This is a genomic window from Reyranella massiliensis 521 (genome assembly GCF_000312425.1).
GTDB classification, from domain to species: Bacteria; Pseudomonadota; Alphaproteobacteria; order Reyranellales; family Reyranellaceae; genus Reyranella; species Reyranella massiliensis.
This window is the reverse complement of the sequence record NZ_HE997181.1, coordinates 9,002-24,439: the sequence shown is the minus strand read 5'-3', so window position 1 is coordinate 24,439 and position 15,438 is coordinate 9,002. Positions and strand designations below refer to the sequence as shown.

At 64.9% G+C, this 15,438-nt stretch carries 18 protein-coding genes; 9 read left to right on the top strand and 9 right to left on the bottom strand.

Features of this window, described 5'->3' with window-relative positions; genetic code table 11:
- The first annotated feature begins 34 nt into the window (after positions 1-34).
- Positions 35-391, top strand: coding sequence for a DUF1232 domain-containing protein (locus tag BN60_RS00155; RefSeq protein WP_020693932.1), 357 nt, complete (start codon positions 35-37; stop codon positions 389-391).
- Here the strand turns inward: BN60_RS00155 and BN60_RS00150 are convergent.
- From BN60_RS00150 to BN60_RS00135, 4 genes are read right to left on the bottom strand one after another with little or no spacing between them, the layout of a single operon-like run.
- The gene (locus tag BN60_RS00150; protein WP_020693931.1) at positions 360-1,292 is read right to left on the bottom strand and encodes a DMT family transporter; all 933 of its coding nucleotides are present in this window, start codon (positions 1,290-1,292) and stop codon (positions 360-362) included. The two genes, BN60_RS00155 and BN60_RS00150, sit on opposite strands and share 32 nt — an antisense overlap.
- The gene (locus BN60_RS00145; RefSeq protein ID WP_020693930.1) at positions 1,292-2,827 is read right to left on the bottom strand and encodes a class I adenylate-forming enzyme family protein; all 1,536 of its coding nucleotides are present in this window, start codon (positions 2,825-2,827) and stop codon (positions 1,292-1,294) included. Before BN60_RS00145 ends, BN60_RS00150 begins: the two co-directional genes overlap by 1 nt.
- Positions 2,828-2,831: 4 nt before the next feature.
- Positions 2,832-3,383 (bottom strand): GNAT family N-acetyltransferase, encoded by a 552-nt coding sequence (locus BN60_RS00140; RefSeq protein WP_020693929.1) that lies wholly within the window; start codon positions 3,381-3,383, stop codon positions 2,832-2,834.
- 43 nt (positions 3,384-3,426) lie between these two features.
- Positions 3,427-4,065: a LolA family protein gene (locus BN60_RS00135; protein WP_177324731.1), complete on the bottom strand. Its 639-nt coding sequence runs from the start codon at positions 4,063-4,065 to the stop codon at positions 3,427-3,429.
- 117 nt (positions 4,066-4,182) lie between these two features.
- On the opposite strand from BN60_RS00135, the gene BN60_RS00130 reads away from it, so the two are divergent.
- Positions 4,183-5,301 (top strand): LLM class flavin-dependent oxidoreductase, encoded by a 1,119-nt coding sequence (locus BN60_RS00130; protein WP_020693927.1) that lies wholly within the window; start codon positions 4,183-4,185, stop codon positions 5,299-5,301.
- Positions 5,302-5,310: 9 nt separating this feature from the next.
- Here the strand turns inward: BN60_RS00130 and BN60_RS00125 are convergent, their stop codons facing one another.
- The 4 genes from BN60_RS00125 to BN60_RS28425 form a co-directional block, all read right to left on the bottom strand.
- On the bottom strand, positions 5,311-6,417 hold the full coding sequence (locus BN60_RS00125; RefSeq protein WP_083855885.1) for a nucleotidyltransferase domain-containing protein: 1,107 nt from the start codon (positions 6,415-6,417) through the stop codon (positions 5,311-5,313).
- An 80-nt stretch (positions 6,418-6,497) separates the two neighbouring features.
- Complete coding sequence (locus BN60_RS00120) at positions 6,498-6,779, bottom strand: PqqD family protein (RefSeq protein WP_020693925.1); 282 nt, start codon at positions 6,777-6,779, stop codon at positions 6,498-6,500.
- A 45-nt stretch (positions 6,780-6,824) separates the two neighbouring features.
- On the bottom strand, positions 6,825-8,546 hold the full coding sequence (locus BN60_RS00115) for an asparagine synthase-related protein (protein WP_148283288.1): 1,722 nt from the start codon (positions 8,544-8,546) through the stop codon (positions 6,825-6,827).
- A 56-nt stretch (positions 8,547-8,602) separates the two neighbouring features.
- Positions 8,603-9,016 carry a lasso peptide biosynthesis B2 protein gene (locus BN60_RS28425; protein WP_020693923.1) on the bottom strand — a complete coding sequence of 138 codons (414 nt, stop codon included), beginning with the start codon at positions 9,014-9,016 and terminating at the stop codon, positions 8,603-8,605.
- A 43-nt stretch (positions 9,017-9,059) separates the two neighbouring features.
- On the opposite strand from BN60_RS28425, the gene BN60_RS00105 reads away from it, so the two are divergent.
- Positions 9,060-9,641 (top strand): phytanoyl-CoA dioxygenase family protein, encoded by a 582-nt coding sequence (locus tag BN60_RS00105; RefSeq protein WP_020693922.1) that lies wholly within the window; start codon positions 9,060-9,062, stop codon positions 9,639-9,641.
- The gene (locus tag BN60_RS00100) at positions 9,581-9,832 is read left to right on the top strand and encodes a hypothetical protein (protein WP_020693921.1); all 252 of its coding nucleotides are present in this window, start codon (positions 9,581-9,583) and stop codon (positions 9,830-9,832) included. Before BN60_RS00105 ends, BN60_RS00100 begins: the two co-directional genes overlap by 61 nt.
- Before the next feature lie 19 nt (positions 9,833-9,851).
- On the opposite strand, the gene BN60_RS30650 is transcribed toward BN60_RS00100, so the two are convergent.
- On the bottom strand, positions 9,852-10,853 hold the full coding sequence (locus BN60_RS30650) for a phosphoenolpyruvate carboxykinase (ATP) (protein WP_020693920.1): 1,002 nt from the start codon (positions 10,851-10,853) through the stop codon (positions 9,852-9,854).
- Between the two features lie 30 nt (positions 10,854-10,883).
- Between BN60_RS30650 and BN60_RS30645 the strand changes: the two genes are divergently transcribed.
- The 5 genes from BN60_RS30645 to BN60_RS00070 form a co-directional block, all read left to right on the top strand.
- Positions 10,884-11,675 (top strand): phytanoyl-CoA dioxygenase family protein, encoded by a 792-nt coding sequence (locus tag BN60_RS30645; protein WP_020693919.1) that lies wholly within the window; start codon positions 10,884-10,886, stop codon positions 11,673-11,675.
- Positions 11,676-11,784: 109 nt separating this feature from the next.
- The gene (locus BN60_RS00085; RefSeq protein ID WP_020693918.1) at positions 11,785-12,933 is read left to right on the top strand and encodes a patatin-like phospholipase family protein; all 1,149 of its coding nucleotides are present in this window, start codon (positions 11,785-11,787) and stop codon (positions 12,931-12,933) included.
- Positions 12,934-12,954: 21 nt separating this feature from the next.
- On the top strand, positions 12,955-13,710 hold the full coding sequence (locus BN60_RS00080; protein WP_020693917.1) for an acetoacetate decarboxylase: 756 nt from the start codon (positions 12,955-12,957) through the stop codon (positions 13,708-13,710).
- A gap of 41 nt (positions 13,711-13,751) precedes the next feature.
- Entirely contained in the window at positions 13,752-14,534 is a 783-nt protein-coding gene (locus BN60_RS00075) for a 3-hydroxybutyrate dehydrogenase (protein WP_020693916.1), read from the top strand.
- Between the two features lie 125 nt (positions 14,535-14,659).
- On the top strand, positions 14,660-15,438 hold a 779-nt coding region (locus tag BN60_RS00070), incomplete at its 3' end, for a P44/Msp2 family outer membrane protein (protein ID WP_020693915.1).

Here is a 15,438-nt window from a genome sequence, read left to right as displayed (position 1 = left end):
GCCAAGCGGGCCGGCCATGCCAACGTTTCCGCCCATGAGCGATACCGCAGAGCTGACCCGGAACGAGGCGACGGTACGTCGCGGCTTCTGGAAAAAGGCGCGCCGGACCCTGGGCCGCGTCCCCTTCACCGAGGATGCCGTGGCGGCATTTTATTGCGCGACGGACAGCGCCACGCCGCTGGCGATCCGGGCGACGCTCCTGGGCGCGCTGGCCTACTTCGTCCTGCCCTTCGATGCCGTCCCCGACCTGCTGCTGGGGCTGGGCTTCACGGACGACGCCGCCGTGCTGGTTGCGGCCTTCACTGCGGCGCGCATGCACATTACCGAGACGCACCGCGAGCGGGCGCGCGCCTGGCTGCTCAAGGCCCAGGCGAATCCGTCGGCAGTTTGACCGCCGCCAGCGCAGCTCGCCGCCGTTCGCGTGCGAGCTGGTGTTCGCGATGGGCAATGTAGAGCGCCGAGGCGATGACGATGGCCGCGCCGACATAGGTCCAGACCACCGGCATCTCGCTCCAGATCAGCCAGCCCATGAAGACGGCGAACGGCAGGCGCAGATACTCGAACGGCGCCACCGCCGACATCTCGCCGGCCTTGAAGGCCTGCACCCAGAAATACTGGCCGATCGTCGCGCTGACGGCGATGCCGACAGCCAGCACCCAGCCCCACAGGTCGGGCCAGCGCCATACCCAGAGCGCCGGTGGCGCCAGGAACAGCGTCGAGAAGATCGCAAACTGGGTCAGGATCATCAGCGGCGCTTCGGTATCCGACAGGCGCTTCACCAGATAGATCGAAACGGCGACGCAGGCGGCGTTGGACAGAGCCACCAGCGCGCCGAGCTGCAGGCTGCCTTCGCCCGGCCGCACCATCACGAGCACGCCGACGAAGCCCACGATCGTCGCTGTCCAGCGGCGCCACCGAACCTTCTCCTTGGCGATCATGGCAGCCACGACGACGGAGAAGAGCGGCTGGGAGAAGGCGATGGCCGTGGCATCCGCCAACGGCAGCAGGGCGACGGCATAGAAGCCCAGTACCATCGACGTCGTGCCCATGAAGGTGCGCCAGAAGTGGCCGGCGATTCGCGGACTCTGCCAGGGCTTCACGCGCCCCATGGCGATGTAGGGCAACAGCAGCAGAAGGCCGATGGCGGCGCGGAAGAAAGCCGTCTGGACGCTTTCGATCTGCTCCGACAGGAGCCGGATCATCACGCTCGTGGAGGTGAAGATGAACCCGCCGCTCACCAGCCACAGCGCACCCTGCACGTTGGGCGGAAGCCGCCGCAGCGAGTCCAGCATCAGATCTTGCGCTCGTGGCCGGCCCAGTAGGGCTCGCGCAGGGTCTTCTTCAGGACCTTGCCGACGGGGCTGCGCGGCAGGGCGGCGATGAAATCGACGGATTTCGGTGCCTTCACGCCGCCGAGCTTTTCCTTGGCGAGGGCGATCAGCTCCTCGGCGGAGGCCGTCGCACCGGGCTTCAGCTCGACCACGGCTTTCACCGACTCGCCCCACTTCTCGTCGGGCACGCCGATCACCGCGCAATCCTGCACCGCAGGATGCCCCCACAGGACCTGCTCGACCTCGCTCGGAAAGACATTGAACCCACCAGAGATGATCATGTCCTTCTTGCGATCGACGATGTAGACGAAGCCGTCTTCGTCGATAACGCCGATGTCCCCCGTATGGTGCCATCCGAAAGCCGATGCCTCGGCCGTGGCTTCGAGGTTGTTGTAATAGCCCTTCATGACAAGAGCGCCACGCACGACGATCTCGCCGCGTTCGCCACGCGGCAGGATGTTGCCCTGATCGTCCATGACTTCGAGCCGCACCAGCGGCGAGACCTTGCCGCAGCTCGCCAGCCGGTGGCGGTTATTGGTCTCCAGCGCCGCCACATGGTCCTCCGGCGAAAAGAAGGTGCAGATCATGCAGGCTTCGGCCTGACCGTAGGTCTGCGTCAGCACCGGACCGAAGACCTCGATCGCCTCGACCAGCTTGTCGACCGACATGGGCGCGGAGGCATAGACCAGATGCTGGAGGGAACTGTAGTCGTATTTGCGCACGTCGGGGTGGGCGAGCAGCATGTAGATCAGGGTCGGCGGCATGTAGATGTGCGTGACCCGGTGCTTCTCGATCGCGGCCAGAATCGCGCCGGGATCGGCCGTCCCCATGAAGATGTTGGTGCCGCCATAGGCCAGCAGCGGGAAGGAGCAGACGCCCGCCGCGTGCGTCATCGGCGCCACCATCAGATGGACCGGCAGCGGCTTCACGGGCATGCAGGCCCAGAAGATCGAGTTCATCGCCTCGATGTTGCGGTTGGTGATCTGCACGCCCTTGGGCCGGCCCGTGGTGCCGCCGGAACTCGCGAGGAAGGCGACATCGTCGGGCGCTTCCGGCAGGTCCGGTGCAAGAGGATCTTGGTCGGCCAGCCAGATCTCGAACGAGGGCTGGTCGATGCAGATGAATTCGCGGATCTCCGCGCAGGCTTCGCGGATGCGCGGCAGGTAGTCCTCGAAGCTCGAATGGTAGAACAGCACCTCCACATCGGTGTTGTTCAGAATGTAGAGGTTCTCCTCCAGGGCATTGCGCGCATTCACCGGGGCCCAGGTGACGCCAGCCCGCACGATGCCCAGCAGGCAGGCATAGGCCGCGGCATGGTTGGGGCTGTAGACCGCCGCCTTCGAGCCTCGGCCCAGGCCCAGCGCCAGCAGCCCGTTGGCGACGCGATGCGTCTGCCCGCGCACCTCGGCATAGGTCCAGCCGCGCGTGCCGTCGTGCAGGCAATGCCGCTCGGGATAGAGATCGGCGCCACGGTCGAAATAGTCGATCAGGCGCATGGCGTCAGCTCCGCTTTGGAAGGTTGAGGTCCTCGGGCGCCATCGTATCGCCCGTTCCCAGTGCCCGCTGCATCAGCACGCTGTCGAGCCAACGACCGAACTTGAAGCCGATGCTCTTGAAGGTGCCGACCATCTCGAAGCCGCAGGCTTCGTGGAGCTTGATCGACGCCACATGCTGGGAATCGCCGATGATGGCGACCATCTGCCGGCGACCAGCCCGAGTACAGAGGTCGATCAGGGGTGGCAGCAGGGCCTTGCCGACCCCCAGCCCCACGGCATCCTTGTCGATGTAGATCGAGTTCTCGACGGAGTAGCGATAGGCCGGGCGCGGGCGATAGGTGCCGGCATAGGCATAGCCGAGGAGCCGGCCCTCTTTCTCCGCGACGATGTAAGGCAAGCCGAGGTCGAGGACGGCGGCACGGCGTTTTTTCATCTCGGCCAGATCGGGCGGCGTTTCCTCGAAGGAGGCCGTGCCGTACAGCACGTGATGCCCGTAGATTTTTGCGCAGCGCGCCACGTCGGCCTCGGTCGAGGCCCGCACGATCAGTCCGTTCACGTCTTGCCGTCCCCACGCCTTGTCGGGCGCAGGTTACAGCGCCTCAGCGACCACCGCGACGAATAATGCTGGCATCGGGACCGTCGAACTTGAAGAGCGAATCGGCCAACTGCAGGCCGGTCTGCAGGCCGTTCAGCGAAACGTCGACCCGTTGGCCGCGATTGTCGATGATCGTCCAGCCACGCAGCACCATCGGGTTCTCGGCAAGCCGCACGATCACCTTGCCTTCCTGCGGCTTGCGGGCCTGGCTCAGCGTGAGCTGCAGCATGCCGTCGGCGCGTTCGACCTTTTCGACGGTGAGATCGCCGCCCTGCAGGACCATCGGCTCCTTCACCAGGAACGAAGCGGCGGTCCAGCCGATCGGCCACTGGCCAAAGTCGCGGTTGGCGATGTCCCACATGGTGACTTGGCTGCCGTCGGCCACGATCTTGAGCTGCGAGGGCGGATCGTACTCGAAGCGCATGCGGCCCGGACGCCGCACCGAGAGAGTGCCTTGCACGACGGTGCCGCCGGGATTGGATTGCACGAACCGTGCCTGCATGGTTCGCAGGCCGTTGAAGTAGCGCTCGACCGCGGACACGTCCGGGTTGGCCGTCTGCGCCGAGGCAAAGGAGCCGGTGAAACCTGCAGCCGTGGCAGCGCCAAGGCCCGCGAGAAACGTACGCCGGGAACGGGTGTTCATGGGCGGGATATGACGGTCGAATACGGCGGAATCAAGCATTCGAGGGGGCTTTCCAATCATGTGAACGGCCGTTTACCATAGTGAAAACCAACGAGAGGAAACGCTGTGCACACCGGAATGGCTGCAGTCTTTCAGAATACCGGCCGAGCAGTTACCGACCGGCAGATTTACCTGAACGAACTGGCGCTGGCCGACATGGCCGAGCCGCTGGGCTTCGACTCGATCTGGTCGGTCGAACACCATTTCACCGACTACACGATGTGCCCCGACGTGGTGCAGTTCCTCTCCTACATGGCCGGCCGCACCAAGAACGTCCGGCTCGGCTCCATGGTGGTGGTGCTGCCGTGGCACGATCCCATGCGGGTTGCCGAACAGATCTCCATGCTCGATCACCTTTCCGGCGGGCGCATGATCCTGGGTCTCGGCCGTGGCGCGGGCAAGGTCGAGTTCGACGGCTTTCGCCTCGACATGGGCGACAGCCGCGAGCTGTTCGTCGAATACGGCGACGCGCTGCTGAAGGGTCTCGAAACCGGCGTGATGGAATATCAGGGCAAGCATTACAAGCAGCCGCCGGTCGAGATCCGCCCCGCCCCCTTCAAGAGTTTCCGCGGCCGCACCTATGCTGCCGCCGTCAGTCCGGAAAGCGCGCGCATCATGGCGCGGCTGGGGGTCGGCCTGCTCATCATCCCGCAGAAGCCGTGGCGCGAGGTCGAGAAGGAACTGGCCGAGTACAATCAGCTCTATCGCGAGATCAACGGCACCGACGCGCCGCAGCCGATCTCGGCCGGCTGGACCTTCGTCGACGAAAGCGCGGAACGGGCGCGCGAGATGGCAGTGAAGTATATCGGTGGCTACTACCGCACCGTGCTCGACCACTATCAGTTCGCCGGCGCCCACATGAAGAACCAGCGTGGCTACGAATACTACGCCAAGATGAATGAGAAGCTCGCCGTCTACGGCGACCAGAAGGCAATCGAGTTCTTCGCCGATCTTCAGGTCTACGGCACACCCGAGCAGGTCTACGAGAAGATCATGGCGATCCACAAGCAGACCCGGAACTGCGGCTATGTCGGCGTCTTCTCCTATGCCGGCATGCCGCACGAGGAAGCGGCGCGGAACATGACCATGTTCGCCAGGACCGTGATGCCGGAGCTGAAGAAGTTCGATGCCGGCGCGCCGATCGACCGTTCGACGATGCTGCCCGATCTCCGCTTCGCCGCAGCGGCCGCGGAATAAGGCGCCGGCTCAGAAACGGCTGGAGATGGCGTGCGCGGCCAGGCGGAACGGCCGCGTGATGCGATAGAGCGGCCATAGCGATGCCGGCAGCGGCATAGCGCGGTAGTCGCTGGCGGTGGGCGTCAGCGCCAGCTTGATGCTCGCGGCGATCCTGTCCCAGCGCCGGTCGCAGACGTCGATATCGGCGAGGTTGCGCACCGCTTGCGGGCCGTGCCCACCGTGTCGCAGCTCCTCGATCAACGCCGCGGCCAGCATCTCGACGCGAGTGCTGCGGCCGAGCGGCAGCGCCAATGCCTGCGGCACGGCGACACCCAGCAGGCGTTCGGCCAGCGCGCACGCCAACAGCACGTTGTCGCCGCACCCCTGCGCCTGGGCGCGGGCATGGATCGACGCCCAGTCGAGATCGCCTCGGCGCTCGACCAAGACGGCGAAGTCGACGACCCAGCCCAGGCTGCGCCACCGCTCCTTGGTGCCGTGGCCGGCCAGCAGCAGCGCGAGATCGGGGCCGGCGATGGCGGGAACATGCCGGTGGCCGACCTCCACCGTCTCGAGCGCGCGCCAGATATCGGCAGGCGACAGCGGGAATGGCAGATGGCTGCCCGTAAAATCCCAATGGAGGTCGACCGTGGCCCGGTCGGGATGGGTAAAGGCGAGCTGCCGCTGATACCCCTGAAAGGCATGCCGGAAGCGCCGGTCGCTGTGGTCGTTGACGTAGCCCAGCGCTTCGACGACATCCTCGGCGGCGTCGAGCGCTTCGGCCGGGACGATGAGATCGATATCCGTGTACTCGCGTGCCGACAGATCGCCATACAGGATGATCGCGAGGGTCACGCCCTTGAAGGCGGCAAAGCGAACGCCGCGCGCGGCAAGCGCGTCGGCGATCCGGCCGAGCTGCTCGGCGTTCGCGAGCGACATGGCGCTGTGAAGCTGCCGGAAGCTTTCAAGAGACGATCGCTCCGCTGGCGGCACCCGCGACCAGCCGAACTCAGCCAGGGACCGGATAAGTTGGGGCCGCAACGAATGTATCTGCGCCGCGTGGAGAAGGTCCGTAACGTCCACGCCCTCGTCGAGAAACTGTCGCGCACGGTCGAGTTCCGGCCTCGGTCTCACCAACATGCAAAGGAGGTCGAAGGCGGCATCTCCGGGTGGACTGTTGCGCAAGGTCTATTCCTCGCCGGCGGCAACGCGCGCCGCGATCAGGCCTTGACCGCTTCGATCAGGCCGGCTTCGGACAGGCTGTCGAGGAAGCCCATGACGTCTCGCCGGCAAATGTCCGGCGGCACGTCGAAATTCGCCAACACATCGTCGCAGATCGCCGCGACCGAACGCGGCTCCTCCAGCCTGTCCCAGACATAGGCGCCGACACCCTGCAAACCGAAGTAAAGAGCGCGCTCGACGTTCAGCACGGCAACCTCTTCGTTGAGGACGCACGACACCTGGGCGGCCGACTTCTTCACCACGGTGGACATGTCGAGCATAGGCACTCTCTACCGACCCCTCCGGGCACCGGCAATAGGGTCCGGTCAGCCGTTCCGGGCCAGCCAGTGATCGAGCGCATGGACGCGGATGAGCTGATCGAGTGCCGCCCCGGCGGGCAACCGGCCAGGCAAGGCGCCGACGTCGACATAGCGGGCAAGCTGCGGGGCGTTCGATAGCGGCGGCAGGCCTCTCGCCGCAACGAGATCGGCCAGCGGCGCACCGACCAGGGGCGTCTTGCGGCGGCCCAGCACGATGTCGGGCAGCCGGCCACGCATGGCGGTGCGCATCAGGAGCTTTCCCCGAGCCCAGGGCACTGGGGGAACGGCGAGGAGGAAGCCAAGCACGCGCAAGTCGAGATACGGGTGCCGCCAGACCATCGGCGCCAGCCTCTCGTCGCTGTCGAAGTCGTCGAACAAGGCAGGCCAGATGGCATCCGTAAAGGAGGCGATGGCGCGGGGCCGCCAGGGATGCGCCGGACCGCCGGCCCCTCCCAGATGCCCGAGACGTTCTTCCTGACCCAGGCGCTCGACCAATCCACGGTCGAGCCAGCTCGGCACATCGGAACCGTCCACTGGAGATTCGCCGCGGCGAGCATAGCGGCGCAAGGTCTCGCCCCATCCGCCGATTCCCTTGGCCTTGAGATAGAGCAGCGCCGCCCGACCGAAACGCAGCCATTCGCCACGCCTGGCCAGCCACGCGAAGTAGGCGTCGCGCTCGAACGTCAGCGCATTGTCCGGCCCCTCGCCGAAGAACCAGACCGGCGCGCGCCGCGCCTGTTCAAGAGCCATCAGCCGGTCGGGATGGCGAGCGACGACATTGGCCGAAGGTTCAGCCAAGCTCTCCGACCGGCTGCTCCAGTCGGGATCGTAGATGAAGTCGTCGATCGCCTTTACGTGGAGCTCGATCCCAAGATGCCTGGCTGCGAGCCTCGCAAACGAGGCTTCGTCGTCCGGCATCAACCGTTCGAAGTGCGTGCATTCGGCAACGACACGCGAAGCATCGCCCGTGGCCGCGATGGTGCAGACAGCGAGCGTCGTCGAATCGATCCCGCCGCTCATGGAGATGCCCACCCGACCCGCCGGCAAGCGGTCGCCGATGGCGTGTGACATCAGCTCGAGAAACCGCTCGGCATAGGCTGCACCACTTTTGAGATAAAGCGGTTCGTCAAGTTCGAGATGCCAATAGCGACGCACCGCTACGGCCGTGTCGGAAATCTCCAGCAGATGGGCGGGCGCAAGCCGCTTCACGGCACGATAGACCGTCCGCTCGACGTCGAGACTGGAGCCTGCCGTCAGGAAATCGGCTATCCATTGTTCGTCGTGTTCGCGATCGATCGGTTGGCCCGCGAGCGGAGTGCTGACGATCCAGTCGAGAGAATCGCCGAGAACCAAGACACTGTCTTTCTCGGCATGGAACAGGGTACGCACACCAAGCTGATCGCGTGCAGCCAACAGCCGGCGACGCTCACCGTCCCACAGGACGAAGGCAAAGTCGCCGGCCAGATGCTCCACGCAGCGATCACCCCACGCAGCATAGGCCTGGAGGCAGAGCTCGCCGTCTGTCGGCGTCGGTGGCATCGCCGCGAGTGTCTTCGCGAGCCGTGCCGCCAGGTCGCGACGCGCATCGAGGCGTATGCGGCCAGCAATCCAGTACCGGCCCTGCAGGTTCGCGCAGCCACGCCATTCACCGTCGAAACTTTCGCATGAATGGACGAAGGCAAGCTGCGGCGCACCGGATGGGCTCTCGACGACAAGGCCGGCACGCATCAGCAACCGGCGATCGACGGGCTGACCCGACCTATCGTAGATCGCGGCAAACAAGATCAGGCCGGATTGGAAGGCCAGGCGACGAGCTGCGTGAAATCCTCATGCTGTTCCGCACCAATCAGGATTTCACCGTGGTGCGTGAGCCAGGCATGGGCCGCGAAGGCCCCGGCCTGCCGGGCGACCCCGATATGCAGCTCGGAAACGAGGCCCTGCTGCGAGAGAAGGCGTTGCAGCGCGAGCGCCGATGCCAGGCAACTCGTGCCCGGCAGGCGGCGCGCAGCGACCTGCACGGCCCATGAAAGCCGGTCGGCTGGAATCTCGCCTGCTTTCGCCTGCTGCGACCATGCCTTTAATCGCTCGATGGATTGCAGGCGCAAGCCAATGCGCACCCTGGCGATCGTCGCCAGAGCGCTGAGCAGCAGCCTGCGGTCGGAACCGGACAGCGCGAGGAATGTCGCGACAGACCTCATTGCCACCTATCATAGCATCCTGAAACATCATGATGTACCGGCAATGAAAATCGACTGCGGCGGCTTCGCCGACATGGGGGCGCCCCCCGACCTCCTGGCTCAGACCGAACCAGCCCGCCAGGCCTACGATCATCTCGTGAAGGACGGCTACGTCGTCCTGGAACGGGTGCTGGCACCAACCACGCTCGCTGCGCTCGACGCTGCCTTTGCGGGCCGACACGATCCACCCGACGATTGCTTCAAGATCGGCGGCCGGCGCTACGTCCTGCCGGTCGAACTCTCGGGCGCCTTTGCCGAACCGCTGGTCTATGCCAATCCGGCCATCGTCGCGATTGTGCGCGTAGCGCTCGACCGCAGCGCGGTCCTCAAGGGCTTCGGCGCCGAAGTGGCTCTGCCCAATGCCGAGCCCCAGCCTATCGATCGCAACGGCCGCCGTTGTTCGATGCCGACCTCTCACCGCTGCTGCCGGCACATGCCCTCACCTGCCTCCTGCCGTTGGGGAGAGCGCACCGCGTCGCCCTCTGGCCAGGCAGCCACCGCTGGAAGATGCCAAACGAGGAAGCCGTGCCCGAGCTGCTCGAGATCTCGCCGGGTAGTGCCGCGATCCTCGACTCGCGGCTGCTGAACGGCGCAACCGCCAATCGTTCGGATCGGCCGCACACGGTGCTGCACGCCGTCTATGCCCGGCGCTGGTTCCGCGACGCCAGCTACGGACTGCGCCTGGCCGGGGCAAGGTTGGCCCTCGGCCCCGAATTCCTCGCCGGCGTAGCCGAAGTCGATCGCGGCCTGTTTGCCCACATCAAGAAGCAGACGTGAGGAGCGCGAGCAGAGACGCTCACAAAGCACGCACGATCTTGCGGATTTCTTCGGCTACGCGACCAAGCAGCCCGTAGTCGCGGGGATAGACGAGAGCGTGGACCGGCAGGGCCCGCGCGACCCGCTCGGCGAAGCGAAGCTGCCTGGCCAGACGCGACGGGCTGTAGTCGCGGATATTCATGGCCGAAGAAGTCAGGATGCGCATGAGTTCCATCCCGCGAAGACGGGTTACGCGTACCTCGCCAACCGCGGAAGAATCGGCAGGCGGCTCGTCGCCCAGCCAGAAGAGCGCCGTGAGCGGCAGCGGCGTTCGACGGGAACCGAGGGGGTCTTCGGGCTGCACCATGAGCTTGCCGCTCAAGGAGTTGAAGTATCCCGCCGCGATGGAGCCGGGCAGCAGACGCTGCGCCGGTTCGTCGAGCAACTTGAGCCGATTGGGCCCGTAATGCGCATAGCCGCGGCCTTCGATGAAGGTGAGCCGCAGCATGTCGTCGGTGATCAGTCGCGCACCGTGGCCGATCAGGAAGGCTGCGAGCGTCGATTTGCCGGCGCCGCTCGGCCCGAGCAACGCGACCACGCCCTCCTCAAGGGCGAGCACGGTAGCATGCAACGGCTCCTCGCCCTGCAGGGTCAGTGCCGCGCTCAACACGAAGTTCAGCAGATTGGCCTCGAACGACCCCTGATCCGCCTCATCCGGCCGCATGCAGGCGACCGAACGACCGTCCGCTGCGACAATCGCCTCGAAGATGCCTCTGATCTTCATATGGACCGAGCCGTCCTCCAGGACTCCATGCTGGATCCAGTCGTCGGGATTGGCGGCAGGACGCGCAGCCTTCCGACGAAAATACTCAGGCGGAGCCAGTGTCAGACGGATCGATGTCTCCATCCCTTCGTCCGGCACCTCGCCGATCGAGACGAACGGGAAGTCGCTTTCGAGGGCGAGACCATAGACGAGGTGCCGATACGGGCCGCGCCCCTGCGCGGGGCTGCGGTCCTGAGAAGACTTGGCAACCGCACTCAATTACGTCTCTTATCGCGAGGCACGAAATCCATGATCCGAATAGACTGCACGCAGATATCCCGGGAACTTCCGGGAAGCGACCTGACCGACAGCGAGCCGGTCCGGCAGGCCCATGATTGCCTCGTCAAGAACGGCTACGCAATCCTCGATAATGTCCTGCCCACGGGGCTGGTCGCGACTTTGAAGGGCGCCTTCGAGGCACGCTACGCCGCCTATTTCAGCGACGACCCCAGCGAGGAGAAGCTGACGGTCGGCGACCGGCGCGTGCTGCTGGCGCTGCACATGGCCGACGGCTTCGGCGATCCGCTGGTCTACGCCAACCCCTCGGTCGTGGCTCTGGCGCGGCTGGCGATGGGTCGCGACGCCATTCTCGAAAGCTACGGCGCGGTCCTCTCCCTGCCCGGCGCAGCACGCCAGCACGTCCATCGCGACGGGCCGCCTCTCTTCGACTCGGCGATCTCCCCGCTCCTGCCGCCGCACGCGATGACCGTCGCCTTGCCCATGGTCGAGATGAACGAGCAGCACGGCACGACCACTCTCTGGCCGGGCAGCCACCGTTGGCCAAAACCGGACGAAACGGCACCTTCGATCTCGCCGGTCGTTCCCGTGGGTTCCTGCATGCTCTGGGACTTCAGGCTCTATCATTGCGGCACGCCCAACCAGTCCGCTCACCGCCGGCCCTTCGTCTATGCAACCTATGCGCGGCGCTGGTACCAGGACCCGATCAACTTCGAGCAAGGCACCCACGAGCGCCTGGCCTTCGACGGCGATTTCCTGGGCGGCGTACCCGAGGGTGCCCGCAGCCTGTTTGCACATCTCTGACTCACCGTTTAGGTACCGTGAAGCGGCGAGATAGCCCACCCGGGCTGGCCCGACGCATGCTAGGTAGGCATCGTCCGGCCGGTGGTTAGGAGCGAGGGAGAGACGCGACATGGCGATCAAACGAGTGTCGACCCGCCCTCCATTCGAACGGACCGCCCTGCTGCTACAGGGCGGCGGCGCGCTTGGCTCCTATCAGGCCGGCGTCTACCAGGCCCTCGCGGAAGCCAATCTTCACCCCGACTGGGTCGCCGGCATCTCGATCGGCGCGATCAACTCCGCCCTGATCATCGGCAACGCCCCGGAACAGCGAGTCGAGAAACTACGCGCCTTCTGGGAACAGGTCAGCCGGCCGCCGCTCGGCATCCCCTACTTCGAGAAGCACCAGATCAAGAGCGATCTGCAGCATCAGCTGATCAATCAGTGGCGGTCGTGGGGCACCTTGATGTGGGGCGCGCCGGGCTTCTTCCAGCCGCGCTTTCCACCACCGCTGGCGCTGCCGGCCGGCAATCCCGGCAACCTCGCTTACTACGATGTCTCGCCGTTGCGCAGCCTGCTCGAAAGCCTGATCGACTTCGACCGCATCAACGCCAAGAAACAGCGTTTCAGCGTCGGCGCGGTGAACGTGAAGACCGGCAACTTCGTCTACTTCGACAACCAGACCCACAGGATCGGCCCGCAGCACATCATGGCTAGCGGCGCGTTGCCGCCCGGCTTTCCTGCCATCGAGGTCGACGGCGAATTCTATTGGGATGGCGGCATCGTCTCCAACACGCCGCTGCAATGGGTACTCGACGCGCTGCCGCGGCAGGACACACTGGCCTTCCAGGTCGACCTGTGGAGCGCACGGGGCGAGCTGCCGCGCGACATGATCGAAGTCGATGTCCGGCAGAAGGATATCCGCTACTCCAGCCGCACCCGCGCTGGTACCGACCAGTTCAGGAAGATGCAGGCACTGCGGCGTGCTGCCGCCAAGCTCCTGGACTCCGTACAGCCCGAACTCCGCCAGACGCCGGAGGCCGAGCTGCTGGCACAGGCGGCCGACGACAAGGTCTACAACATCATTCACCTGATCTATCACGCCCACAAATACGAGGGCGCCTCGAAGGACTACGAGTTCTCGCGCCGTACGATGGAGGAGCATTGGAAGTCCGGCTACGAGGACATGGCGCGCACGCTGAAGCATCCCGAAGTGCTGCAACGGCCCCGTAGCCCGGACGGCGTATTCACCTTCGACCTGGCCATCCAGGGCCGCGAGTAGGACAAGCAGGAGACGACCGCGATGAAACTGGCCGACGTCCGCAAGAACGCCTTTGCGATGCCCCTCAACAACCCGGCCTATCCGCGCGGGCCGTACAAGTTCTACAACCGCGAATTTGTCGTCATCAGTTACCGCACGGATCCCGATGTGCTGCGCGCGCTCGTGCCCGAGCCACTCGAAGTCGTGGGCGATACGGTGAACTACGAATTCATCCGCATGCCGGATTCGACAGGCTTTGGCGACTACACCGAGACCGGACAGGTGATCCCGGTCCGCTTCAAGGACAAGAGCGGCGAGGTGCAGGAAGGCGGTTACGTGCACGCCATGTATCTCGACGACAATTCGCCGATTGCCGGCGGTCGCGAGATCTGGGGCTTTCCCAAGAAGCTCGCCACGCCACGCGTCGCGCACGAGAGCGAGACCCTGGTGTGCACCCTGCACTACGGCTCGGTGCTCTGCGTCAACGCCACCATGGGCTACAAGCACCGCGAGATCGACCATGCGCCGCTGCTGAAGAGCCTGGCCAAGCCGAACTTCATGATCAAGATCGTGCCGCACGTGGATTGCACGCCGCGCATCTGCGAGCTGGTGCGCTACTACACCGAGAACGTGACACTGAAGGGCGCCTGGTCGGGGCCGGCGGCGTTGCAGTTCTTCGACCATGCGATGTGCGACGTCTCGCGCCTGCCGGTGCGCGAAGTCCTGTCGGCCAGCCATTTCGTCACCGACCTCACGCTCGGCCTTGGCGAGGTCGTGTACGACTACCTCAAGGACTGATTGTCGGAAGGCGTCGCATTCAAACGGAAGGAGTCTCTGCCATGTCGCGTTTCAAAGGACGTATCGCCATCGTTACCGGCGCCGCTTCGGGCATCGGCAAGGAGATCGCGCTGCGCATCGCTGCCGAAGGCGGCGTGCCGGTCATCGCCGACCTCAATCTCGATGCCGCCAATGCAACCGCCAAGGAGATCGCCGCCAAGGGTGGCGATGCTTTCGCCGTCGCGATGAACGTCACCGACGAGGCGCAGGTCGAGAAGGGCGTCGCCGACACGATCGCCAAGTATGGCAAGATCGACATTCTCGTGAGCAATGCCGGCATCCAGATCGTGAAGCCGATCGTCGACTTTCCGTTCGCCGACTGGAAGAAGTTGCTGGCGATCCATCTCGATGGTGCGTTCCTCACCACCAAGGCCTGCCTCAAGCACATGTACAAGGCGAAGTATGGTCGCGTGGTCTACATGGGCTCCGTGCATTCCAAGGAAGCTTCCAAGCTCAAGGCGCCCTATGTCACCGCCAAGCACGGATTGATCGGCCTCGCCAAGGTGCTGGCAAAGGAAGGCGCTGAATACAACGTCTCGGCCAATGTTGTGTGTCCGGGCTTCGTGCGCACACCATTGGTGGACAAGCAGATTCCCGAGCAGGCCAAGGAGCTGAACATCACCGAAGAACAGGTGATCAAGAACGTCATGCTGAAGGACACGGTCGACGGACAATTCACCACGACGGATGAAGTTGCCGACGCCGTGCTTTTCTTTGCTGCAGCGTCCAGCACAGCGTTTACGGGCCAATCCGCCGTTGTCAGCCACGGCTGGTTCATGCAGTAAACCTGCGACACTGTTGCGTTACGGCCACGGTGATGGAGGAGTTCCGCCTCCATTGCCCGAGTGACGGCAACTTCGCCTCATTTCCCCTCGTAGATGCGATGCGTCCATCAACGAGGGTACCGCACATGAAAAAGATCCTACTCGCTGCAGCAGCTTCCCTGCTCGCTCTGCCGGCGGCTGCGAATGCGCAATCCCTGTTTTCGCAAGGCCAGGCCAATCCCGGCATCTACATCGGTGCGCAAGGCGGTCTGAACTGGCTGCTGAATAACAACAGCTACCAGATGAACACCGGCTGGGCCGCCGGTGGCGTCGTGGGTTACGACTTCGTCGGTCCCAGGATCGAGTTGGAAGGCACCTACCGTTCGAACAACGGCACCGGCAATGTCGCCTTCCCGACGGGCTACGCCAATGTCTACGGCAAGGTCGACCAGCTCTCGATCATGGCCAACCTGCTCTACGACTTCATGCCGGGCGCCACGATCACACCGTACGTCGGTGCGGGTGCCGGTATCGCCTTCGTCGACTCGACGATCCAGGGCTGCGGTCTGTGCTCCACGCAGTTCGCCTATCAGGGCATCGTCGGTATCGGCTGGAACGTCACCGAGAGCCTGCGCGTCAATCTCGACGGCCGGTACTACGGCACGACGAGCCCGAATGCCTACAACAACAACAACATCACCGCGATGCTGGGCGTGACCTACAAGTTCGGCCAGCCGGCGCCGGCGCCGGCTGCACCGCCGCCAGCGGCCGCTCCGGTAACCCCGCCGTCGTTCATGGTGTTCTTCGACTGGGACCGCTCGAACCTGTCGGCTCAGGCATTGGGCACGATCAAGCAGGCGGCCCAGGCCTACAAGACCAAGGGCAACGCGCGCATCACGGCGACGGGCCACACGGATACGTCGGG